This window comes from Winogradskyella aurantia (assembly GCF_002266855.1).
Taxonomy (GTDB): domain Bacteria; phylum Bacteroidota; class Bacteroidia; order Flavobacteriales; family Flavobacteriaceae; genus Winogradskyella; species Winogradskyella aurantia.
Genome location: NZ_NGJN01000005.1, coordinates 230,348 through 247,126, shown reverse-complemented (window position 1 = coordinate 247,126; position 16,779 = coordinate 230,348). Strand labels below are relative to the sequence as shown.

Sequence of the window (16,779 nt, the reverse complement as noted above, 5' to 3'; positions counted from 1 at the left end):
AAAGGCATAATTTTGTTTATTCCATAAAAAAGGCATACTTTTACTGAAAATGCATAAGCATGACCAGTGTAATTACAGGTGATATCATAAAGTCTAGAGCAGTAAAAAACCAAAGTATATGGCTAGATGAACTCAAGTATGCTTTAAAGACGCTAAGTTTGGATGCATCACAATACGAAATATATCGCGGTGATAGCTTTCAATTAGAATACCCCCAATATCCTAAAAGTTTCGAAGCCGCCGTTTATATCAAAGCCTGTATAAAGACCATTAAAGGTTTAGATGTAAGACTGTCTATAGGCATAGGCAACAAGACCTATAGTGGCAACTCTGTAAGCGAATCTAATGGTGAGGCCTTTCAGTTTTCAGGGGAGACCTTTGAGACCTTAAAAAAAGAAAAGCAAAACTTAAAAATAAGAACTAAATCAAATCAACTGAATGAGGAGCTCAATCTATATTTTAAGCTTGCTCTCATAGCTATGGACCGTTGGACAGTAAACTCAGCCGAAATAGTTAAACTGAGTTTAGAACACCCAAATGTGATTCAATCTGAACTGGCTAAGCTCGTTAATATAAGCCAAGATGCAGTGAGCAAACGCCAAAAAAGAGCACATCTCGATGAAATATTGGAACTTGACGCCTTATTCAGGACTAAAATATCTGCATTTGCCAAACAAACCAATGCACTATGACAGCAATAATACTTAAACTTATTCTTGCCCATTTGATTGGAGACTTTTTCCTTCAACCGCGAAAATGGGTTAAAGATAAAGCCAAGCACAAATTAAAGTCAATATGGCTATATGTGCATATTCTTATCCACGTTATTTTAATGCTCCTATTTCTGTGGGACTTATCGCTTTGGAAACTTGTAGTTGTAATTGGCACCGCACACTTTGTCATTGATACTTTGAAACTCATACTTCAAACAAAGAGGACTGAACGACTATTATTCTTTATTGACCAACTACTTCACATAATTTCCATTATTGCCGCAGTAATTATTATAACTGGAGAATCTATTACTTTAAACTGGGGATTGACATCTAAATATTTGCTGTTAATTACTTGCTCAGTCTTTCTTACCATGCCCACATCAATCATTATGAAAACTATTTTTAACAAGTGGAACATCTCAAAACTTACCAAGAATAGCGAGTCACTAAAGGATGCTGGAAAATATATCGGCATCTTAGAACGCCTTTTAGTTTTTATATTTATACTGGTTAACCATTGGGAAGCTGTTGGCTTTTTAATAACAGCTAAGTCAGTATTCCGATTTGGGGACTTAACCGCTGCCAAAGAACGCAAGCTGACCGAATATATCTTAATAGGTACCTTGATTAGTTTTGGAATTGCCATTGTGATAAGCTTGTTATATTTATATCTCCTTTCTTATGTATAAAACAGTTGAAGAATCCAGAATAGAAATTTCCCAACTTATGCTTCCTTCAAATACAAATTTTGGAGGTAAGATTCACGGTGGTTTTATTTTGGGCTTAATGGACCAAATAGCATTTGCCTGTGCTTCCAAGCACTCTGGAAGTTATTGTGTCACTGCCTCAGTTGATAAAGTGGATTTTTTAAATGCCATTGAGGTTGGAGAATTGGTAACGATGAAGGCATCCATAAATTATGTTGGCACATCGTCCATGGTTGTTGGCATACGTGTCGTATCCGAAAACATCCAAACAGGAACCAAAAAACACTGCAATTCCTCCTATTTTACCATGGTAGCTATAGATAATTCTGGCAATACCGTTAACGTTCCCGGATTAATACTAAAGAATAAAATCGATGCGAAGCGTTTTATAAAAGCAATTAAAAGGCGAGAAAGTGAAACTAGTAAAAATGAGGCCTTAAGTCTCGTTTATAAAAATGTTGATGACTATTTAGAACATCTACAGGATTACCGCATTAAAATAGACTTCTAAAAAAAAGCCAATCCGAAATTGGAATGGCTTTTACATAAAATATTTTTCTAATCTATTGCTTGATAAAACGTTTTGTCTTGGTTGATTCATTATCCGAAACCTTAACCAAATACACACCACTCTTCCAATTAGAGACGTTAATGGATGACTCTAAACGTGTGAGTGCAGATTTATAGATTCGCTTTCCCAAAACATCAAAAACCTCAACCGTTAAATCATTATGGGTATCTAAAAACCTGATATTTAATTTATTTTTTCCAGGGTTTGGTGAAATGCTAAAGCCTAACTGCTGATTCTCAAAATCAACCACGCTTAATGAACCAGACGCTGTAATATTATCTAAATGCATTTCCGCATCGGTAACTTCGCCTATCCAAGAAGGGGATGGATTACTCAATATTCTAAACTCCGTAACACCAGATAGAGTTGCATTAATATCGGTTCCTGGGGAACCACCATCATTTCCATCTGATACTGAAACCATATCTGACCCGGCAATTGGAATAGAGACTTGAGTCCAACCAGAACCCGCCGTTACAACTATACCGGTTGAGGATGAAAATTTTCCTCCTGGACCTGTTATAGAAACACGAACAGTTACATCCACATTTAAGGCTCGCACGTCCATAGTAACAGACTCAACACCGGCCGCTGTAAAATTACCTGACCATTGTGTTAAGTTTCTGATAATCATTCGCGAGCCTGGGCCGCCTGGAGCTTGTGTGGTGTAGTCTCTTAAATAATTGTCGTTTACGCCTGCAGGTCCATCACTGGATATATTCTCTGCCTGAGCCGCTGAACTAGCTGCCTCAACCCAATTTTCTGTAGAGCCGTCCTCAAAGTCATCAACCTGATTTAGACTAACTTGGGACATCGCAAAATGAGTAACAAAAAAAGCTAATGCGTAAAGTAAAGTTCTTTTCATACAAACAATTTATGCTACGAAAGTACTAATTATAACTTTATAAAAATCTAAAAAAAATGTAAAGAATGAATCTACTTACTCAAGTACATTTTACGCCTAGAGTATAAATCGTAGAACTGATCATCATTTAAGCCTTCGATAAATAAAATACTTTCTCCTGTACTTTTCATTTCAGGACCCAGTTTTTTATTCACGTTAGGGAATTTATTAAATGAAAATACAGGTTGCTTAATAGCGAAACCATCCAATTGTGGATTGAAGTCAAAATCCGTAACCTTTTTCTCTCCCAACATGACCTTGGTCGCATAATTTACATAAGGTTCCTTGTAGGCCTTTGCGATAAAAGGCACTGTACGCGACGCTCTTGGATTGGCTTCTATGATATATACAACGTCATCCTTAATAGCAAACTGAATATTTATCAGTCCGACCGTGTTTAGTGCCAAGGCAATCTTCTTGGTATGGTCTTTTATTTGTTGCATGACCAGTTCACCTAAGGTAAATGGTGGCAATATGGCATTACTGTCGCCTGAATGAATACCACAAGGCTCAATATGCTCCATGATACCAATAATATAAACGTTCTCACCATCGCAGATAGCATCTGCCTCGGCTTCTATAGCACCATCTAAATAATGATCTAACAATAGCTTATTTCCAGGAATTGATTTAAGTAAATCAATAACATGCTCTTCAAGCTCTTTTTTGTTGATTACAATTTTCATCCCTTGACCTCCTAGCACATAGGAGGGTCTCACTAAAATTGGGAAATCCAAAACCTCGGCTATTGCCAATGCTTCATCAGCGGTTTGGGCTACATCAAATTGTGGATATGGAATATTATTATCTTTCAAAATATTTGAGAAACTCCCTCTATCCTCAGCTAGATCCAAGGACTGAAAACTTGTCCCCATTATTTTTATACCATAACGCTCTAATTTTTCTGCTAATTTCAATGCGGTCTGACCACCTAATTGAACAATGACACCCTCAGGTTTTTCGTGCTGGATGATATCGTAAATATGTTCCCAGAATACAGGCTCAAAATAGAGTTTATCAGCAATATCAAAATCGGTTGATACAGTTTCGGGATTACAATTTATCATGATAGTCTCATAGCCGCATTCTGCCGCTGCCAAAACACCGTGAACACAACAATAATCAAACTCAATACCTTGACCAATTCTATTTGGGCCTGAACCTAAAACAATGATTTTCTTTCTGTCAGTGACAATACTCTCGTTATCAACCGTAACGGTTCCATCGGCATATTCAACCTCACTTTCAAATGTTGAATAATAATAGGGCGTTTGTGCTTTAAATTCCGCAGCACAAGTGTCAACTAGTTTATACACACGATTAATCTTAAATTCGCGCCGTTTATTATATACCTGACTCTCCAAGCAATCTAGCATATGCGCAATCTGTCTATCCCCATAACCTTTTTGCTTGGCTTCTAGAAGTAATTCGCGCTCAATGGTCTCAATTTTATATTTAGAGATTTCTTTTTCTAAATGAAATAGTTCTTCGTATTGCTTTAAGAACCACATATCTATCTTGGTAATCTCATGGATGCGGCTTAGTGGTATTCCCATAGCGATAGCATCATAAATTACAAAGACGCGGTCCCAACTTGCAAAGGTTAGTTTTTCAATGATTTGGTCGTAGTTGGTATAGCCTTTTCCGTCTGCACCAAGACCATTACGCTTTATTTCCAGTGATTGGGTTGCTTTATGAAGCGCCTCTTGGAAACATCGCCCAATGGCCATAACCTCTCCTACCGCTTTCATTTGTAACCCCAAAGTTCTGTCGGAACCTTCAAACTTATCAAAATTCCAACGTGGAATTTTTACTATGACGTAATCTAGTGTTGGCTCAAATAAAGCGGAGGTTGATTTTGTAATTTGGTTGCTTAATTCATCTAACGTATAGCCTAAGGCCAACTTGGCTGCAATTTTGGCAATTGGATAACCTGTAGCTTTACTTGCCAAGGCTGAGGATCTAGATACCCTTGGATTAATTTCAATAGCAATGATGTCTTCTTCTTCATCAGGACTAACAGCAAACTGAACATTACAACCACCAGCGAAATCTCCGATACTGCGCATCATATGAATGGCCATATCTCGCATCTTTTGGAATGTTTTATCCGATAAGGTCATAGCAGGCGCAACGGTAATGGAATCACCTGTATGAATACCCATGGGATCCATATTTTCAATGGTACAAATGATAACTACGTTGTCATTTTTATCGCGCAACAGTTCTAATTCGTATTCTTTCCAGCCCAAAAGAGCTTTATCAATCATTACTTCATGTATTGGGGAAATTTCTAGTCCTCGTGTCAAGGATTCGTCAAATTCCTCTTCATTATACACAATTGAAGCTCCTGCTCCACCAAGTGTAAATGATGCCCTTATACACAAAGGAAAGCCAAACTCTTGAGCAATTTCCTTTCCTTTTAAATATGATGTTGCCGTTGCCTGTGGTGCCATACCAACACCAATCTTACCCATTAAATCCCTAAACTTTTCCCTATCTTCCGTAATATTGATAGCATCTATATCTACACCAATGATTTCTACACCAAAATCTTCCCAAATGCCTTTCTCATCAGCCTCTATACAAAGATTTAAAGCCGTTTGACCTCCCATTGTAGGCAAAACAGCATCTATGTGCGGATGCTCTTTTAAGATTTTTATAATTGATTTAGTGGTTAATGGCAACAGGTATACATGGTCTGCCATTGTTGGGTCCGTCATAATAGTGGCGGGATTAGAATTGATAAGAATAGTTTCAATTCCATCTTCGCGCAATGAACGTAGGGCTTGGGATCCTGAATAATCAAATTCACAAGCCTGACCTATGATTATTGGACCAGAACCAATTAGAAGTATAGATTTTAAGTTTTTATTCTTTGGCATGAAGTTATTTTTTGGTGTGTAAAAATAGTTATCAATAGGGTACAAAAAAAGGCGTTACACCTAAGTAACACCTTTAAATATTAACAATTGTTAATCATTATTTTTTATGTCTTGCTTCTGAAGATACAGACAATCTTTTTCTTCCTTTAGCTCTTCTACGGGCTAAGACTTTTCTTCCGTTAACAGAAGCCATTCTCTCTCTGAAACCGTGTTTGTTCCTTCTCTTTCTTTTAGACGGTTGAAACGTTCTTTTACTCATTGTACTATATCTTTAAAATACTTTTATTTCCCTTTTACTGGGCTATCTCAAAACTGCGTGCAAATATACAACAACTTTTTACTTAAACAAGAGGGCTAATAAATAAATTTTAATTGTTTTTCATAACTTTGCGCACCGCAAAAAACAAAAGACACATGTTCAACAAAAATATAAAACTAGTCATTGCCGCATTAATTATAGCCTATGCCATCTATCAATTTACTGAGGGATACATTGGCAATGGCATAATGTATATTTTACTTTCCACCGTATTCATATTTTTATACTTCAAGAACGAATTTATTCTTCTTGCCTTTTTAAGGCTGCGTAAACAAGATTTTGAAGGGGCAAAGAAGTGGCTTGACAAAATTAAGAATCCCAAAGGGGCCTTGGTTAAAAAGCAGCAAGGTTACCTCAATTACCTCAACGGCATTATGGTATCGCAAACCAATATGATTGAAGCTGAAAAATATTTTAAAAAAGCTATAGATTTGGGGCTCTCCATGGACCATGACTTGGCTATGGCAAAGTTAAATCTGGCGGGAATAGCATTTTCGAAGCGAAGAAAACAAGAGGCCAAAAAATTATTATCTGAAGCAGAAAAACTCGATAAGCGCGATATGTTAGCCGAACAAATAAAAATGATGAAGCAGCAAATGAAAAAAGCGTCCATTCCCAAACAACATTACGGGCAGCCAACCTCGTCTAGACAAAACAGAAGAAGCAGAAGATAGGTTTAAACCTTAAAGTAAAGGTGCTAATAATTTAGAAAGCGATTCTATCAGTTTTCTCCCTAGTGGGCGTTTTTCCCAGGTGTCTAAACTTAGCACTTCAGCATCCTCCAAATCCGCTAGAAATTGCATTCTCAATTGTTTGCTGATTTCCTTATCGTAAATAAAAGCATTGACTTCAAAATTGATTTCAAAGCTGCGATAGTCCATATTTGCTGTACCCACGGAACATACCTCATCGTCTAAAACCATAGTCTTGGCATGAATAAATCCTCTTTTATAACGGTATACTTCAACCCCAGCTTCTAACATCACCTGTAAGTAAGAGTTTGTTGCTGAACCTGATATCCAAGAGTCCGAAGTATATGGTATTAAAAGTTTGACCTCAACACCGCTGCGTGCTGCAATTTGAAGTGCGGCTAAAATTTCATCATTTGGAATAAAATATGGCGTTGTTATATAAATAAAGGACCTAGCCGCCGTGATTGCGGCAAAAATGGCCTCCATAATATTTGGCCAATCAGTATCCGGTCCACTCGATATAATTTGAACACCAGATCTATTATTGGGTCGATACTCAGGAAAGTAAGACGCTGAAAGTTTTATGCCACCATCTTGAACAAAGTCCCATGTAGTAAAAAATAAAATTTGTAAAGGTTTAACCGCTTCTCCATCAATTCTTATATGTGTATCCCGCCAATAGTCAGTCTTACCACTGTTAATGTAATGATCAGCAATATTAATACCACCTAGATACCCTATTTCGCCATCAATAACTATAATTTTACGGTGGTCGCGATAGTTCATTTTTCCTGTCAAGCCAGAAAAAAGTACTGGCATAAACGGAAAGTGCAAAACGCCAGCCTCGGTTAAACGACGTTTGTTTTTAGATGAGATTTTACTCCCTACATCGTCATACACAAACCTTACCTCAACACCTTCCTGTGCCTTTTTACACAATAGATCTATAAGTTTTGTCCCAATTACATCGTCGTTAAAAATATAGTACTCCAGATGAATATGATGTTTTGCTTTTTTTAAGTCTGAAAACAGAACTTCAAACTTTTCCTCTGCGTTAATTAAAACACGAACATGGTTGTACGTAGTTAACTTGGATTTTTCTCCGTTGTATATGAGTTTAAATAACTTAGATTTTTCCTGAAGGATCTCTTCGACCTGGTCTTCCTGACTCTTTTTTAACTTTAATTTATCTAGAAGCTCTTTAACAATTTGTTGATCTAAAATATTCTTGCGATCAAAAATCTTTGTTTTGCGATAATCTTGCCCGAATAAGACATAAACAATTAGGCCAAGAAAGGGAAAAACCATCAAAACCAAAATATAACTAATGGTCTTACTGGGGTTCAACTGTTTGAAAAGAATAAAAACAATTAGAGCTATCGCCAGAGCGTAGTTAATGGCGACCAGCAACGTCCAAATGTGGGTTTTGATGTATTCCAATAGACTATGGCGCTGTAGAGTAGTATCCCTTTTTCGGGATTTCTATAATATATTCCTTTTGAGACTTATTGTTAAGGTGTTTTTCGCGCAACCACGGATTGTGTAGTTTTAGTATCTTGTAGTTGATGCCAAAATGCTCTGCAAATTGCGAAAAGTCAGTAACCGCTGAATCCACTTCAACTTTGAAAGATGGGATGGGTTGATACAAATGATCTTTATTAAAATTAAAGCCATATTTAGAAGGGTTAGAAAGTATTTCCTTAAGTGCTACAATTCTAAAAATATAGCGACCGGTCTCCTCTCCCAACAATAAATCGTAATAATCACTGACGTTTTGGTCCTCCAGTCGATTGGAAATACCGGCTACACCAGCATTATAGGAAGCTGCAGCAAGGGTCCAGCTTCCAAATTTTTCTTTAGCTCCCTTTAAATAGTCACAAGCTACTTTCGTTGCCATTTCCAAATTATAACGCTCATCTACGTTATCATTTATTTCAAGTCCATTTTCCCTACCTGTTGCTTTCATTATTTGCCAAAACCCTCGAGCCCCGGCTGGTGAAACAGCATTCGTTAAACCACTTTCAATAACCGCCAAATATTTAAAATCATCTGGAACACCATTTTCCTTTAAAATAGGCTCAATAATCGGAAAGTATTTCTGGGCGCGCTTAAACATTAAAAGTCCGTTTGACTGCCAGTAGGTATTTACAAGTAACTCCCTGTCCATACGCTCATAGATATCAGGATCTTTTACAGGCACTGATTCACCTGCAAAATTAAGCCCTTCAGGCATCTCTAAGGCATAGACGTTGTAATCGTTAACCAAAGGCTTCTCCTTTCCTAAAGTTTCATCTGATGGTGCTTTTTGAACAGAGAAAATGAATAGACCTGAAATAGAAATCAGACCTACAATTGCTAATATATTCTTTAATGCTTGCATGGCTTTAATTTTTTTTAAATGTAAGTAATCTTATTAATTCTTTCAAATTGAGGATTCTATTAACTTGGGTAAATTTTCATTGAACCATTTATACTTATTAAGTATCATAATGTGCGTACCTCCCTTTATAACAATACAGTTGCCTTCACAAGAGTTCGGAAAAACCAAATCCTTATCGCCATGGATGTAAATTGCACCTGGTATAGGCTTATCCTGCTCCCAACACACGATCTGCTCTATGGCCCAATCTAAATACGTTTTGTCCGTTACCGAGAGATACTTTTTATAAAGATCAACACGCTTTTTAATGGTTTCCCCAAACGCGTATTTAGCGAGTAAGTCAATATTTGCGACCCATTGGGTAGGGAGTATTTTATAGGCTTTGGTATATTTCAATAGTTTTAGTCGCTTAGGTAACTCGTGATAGGATTTGACACTCGAAACAACAATAAGTTTTTTGACCGTTAAATATTTTGACATCTCTTGCACTAGCATACCTCCAAATGAAACCCCTAATAAAACCACTTGTTCAAACTCAATACATAAACACATCCGTTTCGCATAGGCCCTGAAACTTTCATTTTTTTTTGGGATTTGCCATTCCAACCAATGAATTTTATAGCGGTCTTCTGGCAAATGTATATATTCAAAAATAGATGGATTAGCGGCCATACCCGGCATTAAATAAACATGGGTGATTTCATTTTCCATTTTAAAAAAGAAATGCTTTAAGCTCTCGTAATTTGAGGTAAAGATAAGGGATAACCGAGCAATACCAACAGGTTTTAACACTTGTAAACAAGCTGTTTGCTTATTTTTTTGTACCTTTGCAAAGCGCTAATCTGTAAAACGCAGTATCTACACGCCATCCCTTAACGTATTAAAACTATAAATTATGACAGAAACAGCTGAATTGATTGACAATGATTTTTTAAGACAATTTGAATTAAAGGTTGACAATGATATGGCCGTCATAGAATATTCTCTACAAGAGCGTAAAATTTTTCTAACAAAAATGGTCATTCCAGATACTATACAGTCTGAGGATTTTGAAAAAGAATTTTTAGCTATGGTTTTTGATAATATAAAAGAAAGGAATATAAGTGTAGTCCCAACGAGTCCTCAAATAGCCAAATTTGTACGAAGCAATAGAAAGTATAAAAGAATGTTACCTGTAGGTATAAGAATATAATTTGAAAAGGAAATAGAATTTTGAAACCCGTAACCCAGAGGATTACGGGTTTTTTATTTTTAGGAGACCATTTTTTTTCTAAAGTCGAACCTCACCAAACCGTCATCATCAATAGTGCTTAAGGTTATTGTATGAAGCGTATTGACCAGTTCTGGATTCCAAGGCGTTTTTACTTTCACGTAATTCTCTGTAAATCCGTGAATATAACCTCCCTTATTTTCGCCTTCAAAAAGAACCCTGCGAGTCGTATTTAATTGCTTCTCATAAAAAGCCCGTCTTTTTTTAGCTGAGAGTCCTCGCAGCATTTTACTCCGTTTAGCCCTAACGGCTTTGGGCACAATCCCGTCCATTTCCGCAGCTTCGGTATTGTCGCGCTCTGAATAAGTAAAAACATGCAGATAGGAAATATCTAAAGCATTCAAAAAGTTGTACGTTTCCAAGAATAATTCATCTGTTTCCCCTGGAAAGCCAACTATAACATCCACGCCAATACAAGCGTGAGGCATGACCTCCTTGATTTTAGTAACGCGATCCACATATAATTCACGCCTATAACGCCGTTTCATCTTTCTAAGGATATAGTTACTGCCACTTTGTAAGGGTATGTGAAAATGTGGAACAAAGGCACGTGATTGAGCAACCAATTCTATCGTCTCATTCTTGAGAAGATTGGGTTCAATTGATGAAATTCGCAAGCGCTCAATACCTTCAACCTTATCTAATTCAGTCACTAAGTCTGAAAAAGTGTGCTCATGCTTTTTATTTCCGAACTCGCCTTTCCCGTAATCGCCAATATTAACACCGGTAAGTACTATTTCCTTAATACCCTTTTCAGAAATCTCTCGTGCATTGGTCAACACGTTTTCCATGGTATCACTTCGTGAAATACCCCTTGCTAAAGGTATAGTGCAATACGTGCACTTATAATCGCATCCATCCTGGACTTTTAAAAATGCCCTTGTTCTGTCACCTATAGAATAACTGCCCACATAGAAATCGGCATCTTCAATAGAACAAGAATGAACCTTTCCACCACTAGTATTCCGATCAGGAGTATTTAAAAGCTCATTGATATAATAATTGACATTGAATTTCTCTGTAGCACCTAAAACTAAATCAACTCCATGAACATCTGCCAGATCTTGAGGCTTAAGCTGAGCATAACAGCCTATAGCCGCGACAATGGCATTCGGATTATTTCTTTGGGCTTGCTTTACTATGGTCTTAAAGCGCTTATCCGCATTTTCGGTAACAGAGCACGTATTTATAACGTATATATCAGCCCTGTCCTTAAAGTCCACACGATTAAAACCCTCAGTCTCAAACCCTCGTGCTATAGTGGAAGTTTCGGAGAAGTTAAGCTTGCAACCTAAGGTATAAAATGCGACTTTTTTTGTTGGCTCCATTCTTGTATTTTTACCAAGGTGGCAAATTTACAACATATTCGTTATATGCGAAAACCTATTGATGTATCAATCAGATTAGTAATTGGGTGTATTGGCCTACTTCTAATAGCATCGTGTAGCTCAAAGTCCAAGAGTGAAAAAGACCATTTAGTCTTTAGGTACAACGAACATAAAAACATTAGCTCATTAGATCCTGCTTTTTCTAAAGATTTAGCAGATATTTGGGCGACTCATCAGCTATTTAATGGCTTGGTACAAATGGATACCGCACTTAAGGTTCGACCTTGTATAGCCAAAAGTTGGTCCATATCAGATAGTGCGACAACCTATACATTCAAGTTGCGGAAGGATGTTTTTTTTCATGAACATCACCTATTCGGAAAGGATTCTACTAGACAGGTTAAGGCCTCAGATTTTGTGTATAGCTTTAATCGCCTAAGGGATAAAAAGTTAGCTTCACCGGGAAGTTGGGTGTTGAATAAGGTAAATCGTTATTCAGCCTTAAATGACTCTACGTTTCAGATAAAATTAAAACAACCATTTCCCGCATTTTTAGGTTTATTGACTATGAAATATTGTTCAGTGGTGCCAAAGGAGATAGTTGAGCATTACGGTAATAATTTTAGGTCAAATCCCATAGGAACGGGTCCTTTTAAATTCAAAAGATGGGAGGAAAATATTAAACTAGTTTTTAGACGACATCACAACTATTTTGAAGAAGACCAAAATGGACACGCTCTTCCGTATTTGGAGGCTGTATCCGTAACATTTTTACCCGATAAGCAAAGTGAGTTTTTACAGTTTGCCCAAGGAAACATTGATTTTGTTTCAGGTTTAGATGCTTCTTATAAAGATGAGATTCTCACGGCAAATGGGAAGTTGAGACCGCTTTACAGTAAAGATGTGCGCATGATACGCGGCCCATATCTCAATACGGAATATCTTGGCTTTTTTATGGAAACTGATATAAATGAACTTCAGTCCCTTAAACTTAGACAAGCTATAAACATGGGGTTTGACCGTTTGAAAATGATGACTTATTTACGAAATGGCATTGGAATACCTGCTAACGGTGGCTTTATTCCAAAAGGATTACCTGGGTTTAAAGACTCTATTGGATACAAGTATCACCCAGAAAAGGCCAAGGCCTTAATTAGTGATTTTAAAATGGAAACAGGGATAGAAACGCCCGAAATAACCTTGACAACTACAAGCAATTATTTGAGCTTTTGCGAGTTTATTCAAAGGGAGCTTCAAAAGATAGGGCTAAAGGTTAATGTAGATGTCATTCCCGCTTCAAGTTTAAAGGACGCCAAAGCCAACGGCCAGTTGGACTTTTTCCGTGCGAGTTGGGTTGCGGATTATCCTGATGCAGAAAACTATTTATCGCTGTACTACAGTAAGAATTTTGCACCTAATGGTCCAAATTACACACATTACAAAAATCAAGTATTTGACTCTTTATATAAAGCCTCCTATTTGGTCACCGACCCAGACATACGTGCTAAATTGTATATGAAAATGGATTCTTTGGTAATGACTTCAGCTCCTATTGTACCGCTATTTTATGATGAGGTGGTGAGATTTACTAGAAATAATGTGAACGGCTTAGGTATAAACGCCACAAATCTTCTAGAATTAAAATCGGTGACTAAATCTAAAATGGAGAAATAAACCAGGAGAGACGAGTTTTTAGTTGTATCTCATTTCAGAATCTTTATTCTCTCCTAAAGGATTTTGTGTCTTCAAAAACCTGTTCTAAAATGGCTTTGTCCTGGTCAGTAAATACTTCATGACGCCTAGACATAACGACCTCTGCGACCTCAAAGGCCTTGCTGGTTTTATAGGTTACAAACCCTTTGCTGCCACCCCACGAAAAGCTAGGTACAAAATTCCTAGGAAAACCACTTCCAAAGATATTTGCACTGACCCCTACAACCGTACCTGTATTAAACATGGTATTGATACCACACTTGCTGTGATCTCCCATCATAAGGCCACAAAACTGCAAACCTGTTTTAGCAAAACCTTGCGTGTCATAATCCCACAAACGCACTTCGGCATAATTGTTTTTAAGATTACTATTATTAGTGTCGGCACCAAGATTACACCACTCGCCTATAACAGAATTTCCAAGAAAACCGTCATGCCCTTTATTGGAATAGCCAAAAATAACGGCGTTATTGACCTCACCGCCAACTTTACTGAAAGGTCCTACTGTGGTTGGGCCATAAATTTTAGTAGCAAGTTTTAAAACGGCACTATCACAAAGGGCAAATGGTCCTCTTACAACAGACCCTTCCATTATTTCAGCATTTTTACCTATATAAATTGGCCCGTTACTGGCATTTAAGGTCGCAAAATTCAATTGTGCACCTTTCTCAATAAAAATATTTTCAGCATTGAGAACATTAACGGAAGTAGGAATCGGTTCCGAAGTTCTGCCTGCTGTAATTAAATCGAAGTCTTCGGCAATAGCTTCTCCATTCTTTGCGAAAATATCCCAGGTATGCTCTATTTTAAGAATATCACCCTCGAACTCTATAGCTTCAAAAGTTGAAAAATCACTGACCTCTTCACCTTCTTTCACATAAAATGCAATCACGTCCTCATCTTTAAACAAGGCTTGATTTTGTTTAAGGATTTTAAGCTGTGCCACCACCTCTAAATTAGGAAGGAAACAAGCGTTAATCATTATATTTTCTTCCATTTCAACCATGGGAAACTTTTCTGACAAATAATCCTCTGTCACTGTCGTTGTAGTCAGTTCAAGATGAGATTCCCACTTTTGCCGAATAGTGAGGATACCGACCCTTATGTCTGCAACAGGCCTTGTAAAGGTGAAAGGTAACAGGTTATTGCGATAGGGACCATCAAATAAGATATAATTCATAAGAGCAAGAAGATATAATTACACCATCAAAAGTAGGTTAAAAGCCTAAAACAAAAAAGCCTTTCTGGTAAGAGAAAGGCTTTTTAATTGCGTTGTAAGTTCGATTATTTCTTAAACTTAGCGTATTTGTTTTTAAATTTATCGATACGACCAGCGGTATCAACCAATTTAGATTTACCTGTATAATAAGGATGAGACGTTCTGGAAATTTCAAGTTTTACTAAGGGGTACTCCACACCATCAACCTCAATGGTTTCGCCTGTCTCTGCAGTAGATTTAGATAAAAATACATCATCATTAGACATATCCTTGAACGCCACTACTCTAAAATTTTCTGGATGTATTCCTGCTTTCATCACTAAATGCTTTAATAAAATTCGATTTTTTCGAGGTGCAAATTTAAGTATTTTTATGAAAATTGCAATTATTTAGTATTAATTATTTTCCTAATATCTGTAACAATTAATTATCTTTAATTACTAACTTACTAGATCTAACCAAAAATCAAATAAAAATGGAAAATAGCTTAAAATCATCTGCTATACAATACGGTCTCTATCTTGGGCTCATCCTCTCCTCTTTCACCATCATTGGCTATGCTGTTAATATTGAAATCCTGACAAAATGGTGGTTGGGAATCATATTATTTATACTAATCATTGTCATTGGCATTGTATCAACGGCTAAGGCCAAGAGTATTCTAAATGGTTTTATTTCATTTAAAGAAGCCTTCACAGCTTGGTTTACAACCATTGTTGTTGGCATACTAATTAGCACTGTTGTGAGTATTTTGATTTTTAATGTGGTTGACCCTGAAGCTGCAGAACTTGTAAAACAGGCCAGCATAGAAGCCACTGTATCAATGATGGAGAATTTTGGAACCCCGCAGGAAACCATTGATATGGCGATAACCGAAATGGAAAACACAAATCAGTTTGCGGTTGTCAACTTATTAAAATCCCTTGCTTGGCAGTTTTTGTTTTACGCTATTGTTGGACTTTTAATTGCCCTTATTATGAAAAAAAAGGATCCTGATGCGGCTTAAATAATTTAGTTATTTTTGACATCAACTATCAGGATGGCACCGCTATGGATATATCAGTAGTTATACCACTACTCAACGAAGACGAATCTTTAAAGGAACTACACCATTGGATTGTATCTGTGATGCAATCTCATTCGTTTTCCTATGAGATTATTTTTATAGATGATGGAAGCACGGATAATTCATGGGATATCATTGAAGCACTCTCTAAAAAAGACCCTAAAGTTAAAGGTATTCGGTTTTTAAAAAACTTTGGAAAATCCCAAGCCTTACATGCTGGTTTTGCTCAAGCAACAGGTAATGTTATAATTACTATGGATGCCGACTTACAGGATAATCCTGAGGAAATCCCTGAACTTTACGAAATGATTACCAAAGAGGACTATGATTTAGTTTCGGGTTGGAAAAAAAAGCGCTACGATTCAATAATAACAAAAAATCTGCCCTCCAAACTATTCAATTGGGCAGCAAGACGTACTTCTGGAGTTAAATTACACGACTTTAACTGCGGATTAAAAGCATATAACAGTACTGTAGTTAAGCATATAGATGTATATGGCGAAATGCACCGTTACCTACCTGTTCTTGCGAAGAATGCAGGATTTACGAAGATTACTGAAAAAGTGGTACAGCATCAAGCCCGAAAATATGGTAAAACTAAATTTGGGATGAATCGCTTTTTAAATGGTTTCCTCGATTTGATTACCATTTGGTTCGTATCAAGATTTGGAAGACGGCCGATGCATCTTTTTGGAGCCCTAGGTGTGCTCATGTTCTTTATCGGTTTTGCCTTTGCATTTTATTTGGGTATTGACAAGCTATTTATAAATCCAACGGGGCGCTTAATTACAGAACGGCCTCAGTTTTATCTCGCATTGTCCACCATGATTATTGGCTCACAGTTCTTTATTGCAGGATTTTTAGGAGAACTCATTCTTAGGACTAAACGTCAGCAGCAACGCTATTTCATAAAAGACCAAATTAATTTGGCATGAAATTGTTGAGAATTATAGAATAGATACGAATCCACAAGAACTTAAATGTTTAATTTTGTCTATAATTACCTTTA

General features: G+C 36.9%; 17 protein-coding genes. 8 read left to right on the top strand and 9 right to left on the bottom strand.

All coding sequences use genetic code 11. The features are described from left to right. Positions 1 to 59 precede the first annotated feature (59 nt). From CA834_RS10790 to CA834_RS10780, 3 genes are read left to right on the top strand one after another with little or no spacing between them, the layout of a single operon-like run. Entirely contained in the window at positions 60 to 692 is a 633-nt protein-coding gene (locus CA834_RS10790; RefSeq protein WP_094968709.1) for a SatD family protein, read from the top strand. Beyond that, positions 689 to 1,405 (top strand): DUF3307 domain-containing protein, encoded by a 717-nt coding sequence (locus CA834_RS10785; protein ID WP_094968708.1) that lies wholly within the window; start codon positions 689 to 691, stop codon positions 1,403 to 1,405. Before CA834_RS10790 ends, CA834_RS10785 begins: the two co-directional genes overlap by 4 nt. After that, positions 1,398 to 1,934 (top strand): acyl-CoA thioesterase, encoded by a 537-nt coding sequence (locus CA834_RS10780; RefSeq protein WP_094968707.1) that lies wholly within the window; start codon positions 1,398 to 1,400, stop codon positions 1,932 to 1,934. The genes CA834_RS10785 and CA834_RS10780 overlap by 8 nt, the downstream gene beginning before the upstream one ends. 52 nt (positions 1,935 to 1,986) lie before the next feature. Here CA834_RS10780 and CA834_RS10775 read toward each other — a convergent pair whose 3' ends face one another. From CA834_RS10775 to rpmH, 3 genes are all read right to left on the bottom strand, one after another. Next, positions 1,987 to 2,859, bottom strand: coding sequence for a T9SS type A sorting domain-containing protein (locus CA834_RS10775; RefSeq protein WP_094968706.1), 873 nt, complete (start codon positions 2,857 to 2,859; stop codon positions 1,987 to 1,989). A 71-nt stretch (positions 2,860 to 2,930) separates the two neighbouring features. Further along, entirely contained in the window at positions 2,931 to 5,783 is a 2,853-nt protein-coding gene (gene carB, locus CA834_RS10770; protein ID WP_094968705.1) for a carbamoyl-phosphate synthase large subunit, read from the bottom strand. 97 nt (positions 5,784 to 5,880) lie between these two features. After that, complete coding sequence (gene rpmH / locus CA834_RS10765; protein ID WP_094968704.1) at positions 5,881 to 6,042, bottom strand: 50S ribosomal protein L34; 162 nt, start codon at positions 6,040 to 6,042, stop codon at positions 5,881 to 5,883. 155 nt (positions 6,043 to 6,197) lie between these two features. Here rpmH and CA834_RS10760 point away from each other — a divergent pair, with 155 nt between their 5' ends. Further along, positions 6,198 to 6,776: a tetratricopeptide repeat protein gene (locus CA834_RS10760; protein ID WP_094968703.1), complete on the top strand. Its 579-nt coding sequence runs from the start codon at positions 6,198 to 6,200 to the stop codon at positions 6,774 to 6,776. A 9-nt stretch (positions 6,777 to 6,785) separates the two neighbouring features. Here the strand turns inward: CA834_RS10760 and cls are convergent, their stop codons facing one another. From cls to CA834_RS10745, 3 genes are read right to left on the bottom strand one after another with little or no spacing between them, the layout of a single operon-like run. After that, entirely contained in the window at positions 6,786 to 8,234 is a 1,449-nt protein-coding gene (gene cls / locus CA834_RS10755) for a cardiolipin synthase (protein ID WP_094968702.1), read from the bottom strand. A gap of 4 nt (positions 8,235 to 8,238) precedes the next feature. Continuing rightward, positions 8,239 to 9,174, bottom strand: coding sequence for a lytic transglycosylase domain-containing protein (locus CA834_RS10750; RefSeq protein WP_094968701.1), 936 nt, complete (start codon positions 9,172 to 9,174; stop codon positions 8,239 to 8,241). 42 nt (positions 9,175 to 9,216) lie between these two features. Further along, complete coding sequence (locus CA834_RS10745) at positions 9,217 to 9,885, bottom strand: alpha/beta hydrolase family protein (RefSeq protein ID WP_094968700.1); 669 nt, start codon at positions 9,883 to 9,885, stop codon at positions 9,217 to 9,219. A 184-nt stretch (positions 9,886 to 10,069) separates the two neighbouring features. Between CA834_RS10745 and CA834_RS10740 the strand changes: the two genes are divergently transcribed. Then, positions 10,070 to 10,366, top strand: a complete 297-nt coding sequence (locus tag CA834_RS10740; RefSeq protein WP_094968699.1) for an N-acetyltransferase — start codon at positions 10,070 to 10,072, stop codon at positions 10,364 to 10,366. Between the two features lie 59 nt (positions 10,367 to 10,425). Here CA834_RS10740 and mtaB read toward each other — a convergent pair whose 3' ends face one another. After that, positions 10,426 to 11,772, bottom strand: a complete 1,347-nt coding sequence (mtaB, locus tag CA834_RS10735) for a tRNA (N(6)-L-threonylcarbamoyladenosine(37)-C(2))-methylthiotransferase MtaB (RefSeq protein ID WP_094968698.1) — start codon at positions 11,770 to 11,772, stop codon at positions 10,426 to 10,428. 45 nt (positions 11,773 to 11,817) lie between these two features. On the opposite strand from mtaB, the gene CA834_RS10730 reads away from it, so the two are divergent. Continuing rightward, on the top strand, positions 11,818 to 13,446 hold the full coding sequence (locus CA834_RS10730) for an ABC transporter substrate-binding protein (protein WP_094968697.1): 1,629 nt from the start codon (positions 11,818 to 11,820) through the stop codon (positions 13,444 to 13,446). A 43-nt stretch (positions 13,447 to 13,489) separates the two neighbouring features. Here CA834_RS10730 and CA834_RS10725 read toward each other — a convergent pair whose 3' ends face one another. Both CA834_RS10725 and CA834_RS10720 read right to left on the bottom strand, forming a co-directional pair. Then, positions 13,490 to 14,665 carry a GlmU family protein gene (locus tag CA834_RS10725; protein ID WP_094968696.1) on the bottom strand — a complete coding sequence of 392 codons (1,176 nt, stop codon included), beginning with the start codon at positions 14,663 to 14,665 and terminating at the stop codon, positions 13,490 to 13,492. Between the two features lie 104 nt (positions 14,666 to 14,769). After that, the gene (locus tag CA834_RS10720; RefSeq protein ID WP_094968695.1) at positions 14,770 to 15,021 is read right to left on the bottom strand and encodes a type B 50S ribosomal protein L31; all 252 of its coding nucleotides are present in this window, start codon (positions 15,019 to 15,021) and stop codon (positions 14,770 to 14,772) included. A 158-nt stretch (positions 15,022 to 15,179) separates the two neighbouring features. Between CA834_RS10720 and CA834_RS10715 the strand changes: the two genes are divergently transcribed. Both CA834_RS10715 and CA834_RS10710 read left to right on the top strand, forming a co-directional pair. Beyond that, positions 15,180 to 15,710 carry a DUF4199 domain-containing protein gene (locus tag CA834_RS10715; protein WP_094968694.1) on the top strand — a complete coding sequence of 177 codons (531 nt, stop codon included), beginning with the start codon at positions 15,180 to 15,182 and terminating at the stop codon, positions 15,708 to 15,710. A gap of 44 nt (positions 15,711 to 15,754) precedes the next feature. Continuing rightward, positions 15,755 to 16,705: a glycosyltransferase family 2 protein gene (locus CA834_RS10710; RefSeq protein WP_094968693.1), complete on the top strand. Its 951-nt coding sequence runs from the start codon at positions 15,755 to 15,757 to the stop codon at positions 16,703 to 16,705. Positions 16,706 to 16,779: the final 74 nt, after the last annotated feature.

Bases quoted from the DNA above. Each gene is read 5' to 3' on its own strand.
- CA834_RS10790 (WP_094968709.1), top strand. From the start codon at position 60: ATGACCAGTGTAATTACAGGTGATATCATAAAGTCTAGAGCAGTAAAA.
- CA834_RS10785 (WP_094968708.1), top strand. From the start codon at position 689: ATGACAGCAATAATACTTAAACTTATTCTTGCCCATTTGATTGGAGAC.
- CA834_RS10780 (WP_094968707.1), top strand. From the start codon at position 1,398: ATGTATAAAACAGTTGAAGAATCCAGAATAGAAATTTCCCAACTTATG.
- CA834_RS10775 (WP_094968706.1), bottom strand. From the start codon at position 2,859: ATGAAAAGAACTTTACTTTACGCATTAGCTTTTTTTGTTACTCATTTT.
- carB (WP_094968705.1), bottom strand. From the start codon at position 5,783: ATGCCAAAGAATAAAAACTTAAAATCTATACTTCTAATTGGTTCTGGT.
- rpmH (WP_094968704.1), bottom strand. From the start codon at position 6,042: ATGAGTAAAAGAACGTTTCAACCGTCTAAAAGAAAGAGAAGGAACAAA.
- CA834_RS10760 (WP_094968703.1), top strand. From the start codon at position 6,198: ATGTTCAACAAAAATATAAAACTAGTCATTGCCGCATTAATTATAGCC.
- CA834_RS10750 (WP_094968701.1), bottom strand. From the start codon at position 9,174: ATGCAAGCATTAAAGAATATATTAGCAATTGTAGGTCTGATTTCTATT.
- CA834_RS10745 (WP_094968700.1), bottom strand. From the start codon at position 9,885: ATGGAAAATGAAATCACCCATGTTTATTTAATGCCGGGTATGGCCGCT.
- CA834_RS10740 (WP_094968699.1), top strand. From the start codon at position 10,070: ATGACAGAAACAGCTGAATTGATTGACAATGATTTTTTAAGACAATTT.
- mtaB (WP_094968698.1), bottom strand. From the start codon at position 11,772: ATGGAGCCAACAAAAAAAGTCGCATTTTATACCTTAGGTTGCAAGCTT.
- CA834_RS10730 (WP_094968697.1), top strand. From the start codon at position 11,818: ATGCGAAAACCTATTGATGTATCAATCAGATTAGTAATTGGGTGTATT.
- CA834_RS10725 (WP_094968696.1), bottom strand. From the start codon at position 14,665: ATGAATTATATCTTATTTGATGGTCCCTATCGCAATAACCTGTTACCT.
- CA834_RS10720 (WP_094968695.1), bottom strand. From the start codon at position 15,021: ATGAAAGCAGGAATACATCCAGAAAATTTTAGAGTAGTGGCGTTCAAG.
- CA834_RS10715 (WP_094968694.1), top strand. From the start codon at position 15,180: ATGGAAAATAGCTTAAAATCATCTGCTATACAATACGGTCTCTATCTT.
- CA834_RS10710 (WP_094968693.1), top strand. From the start codon at position 15,755: ATGGATATATCAGTAGTTATACCACTACTCAACGAAGACGAATCTTTA.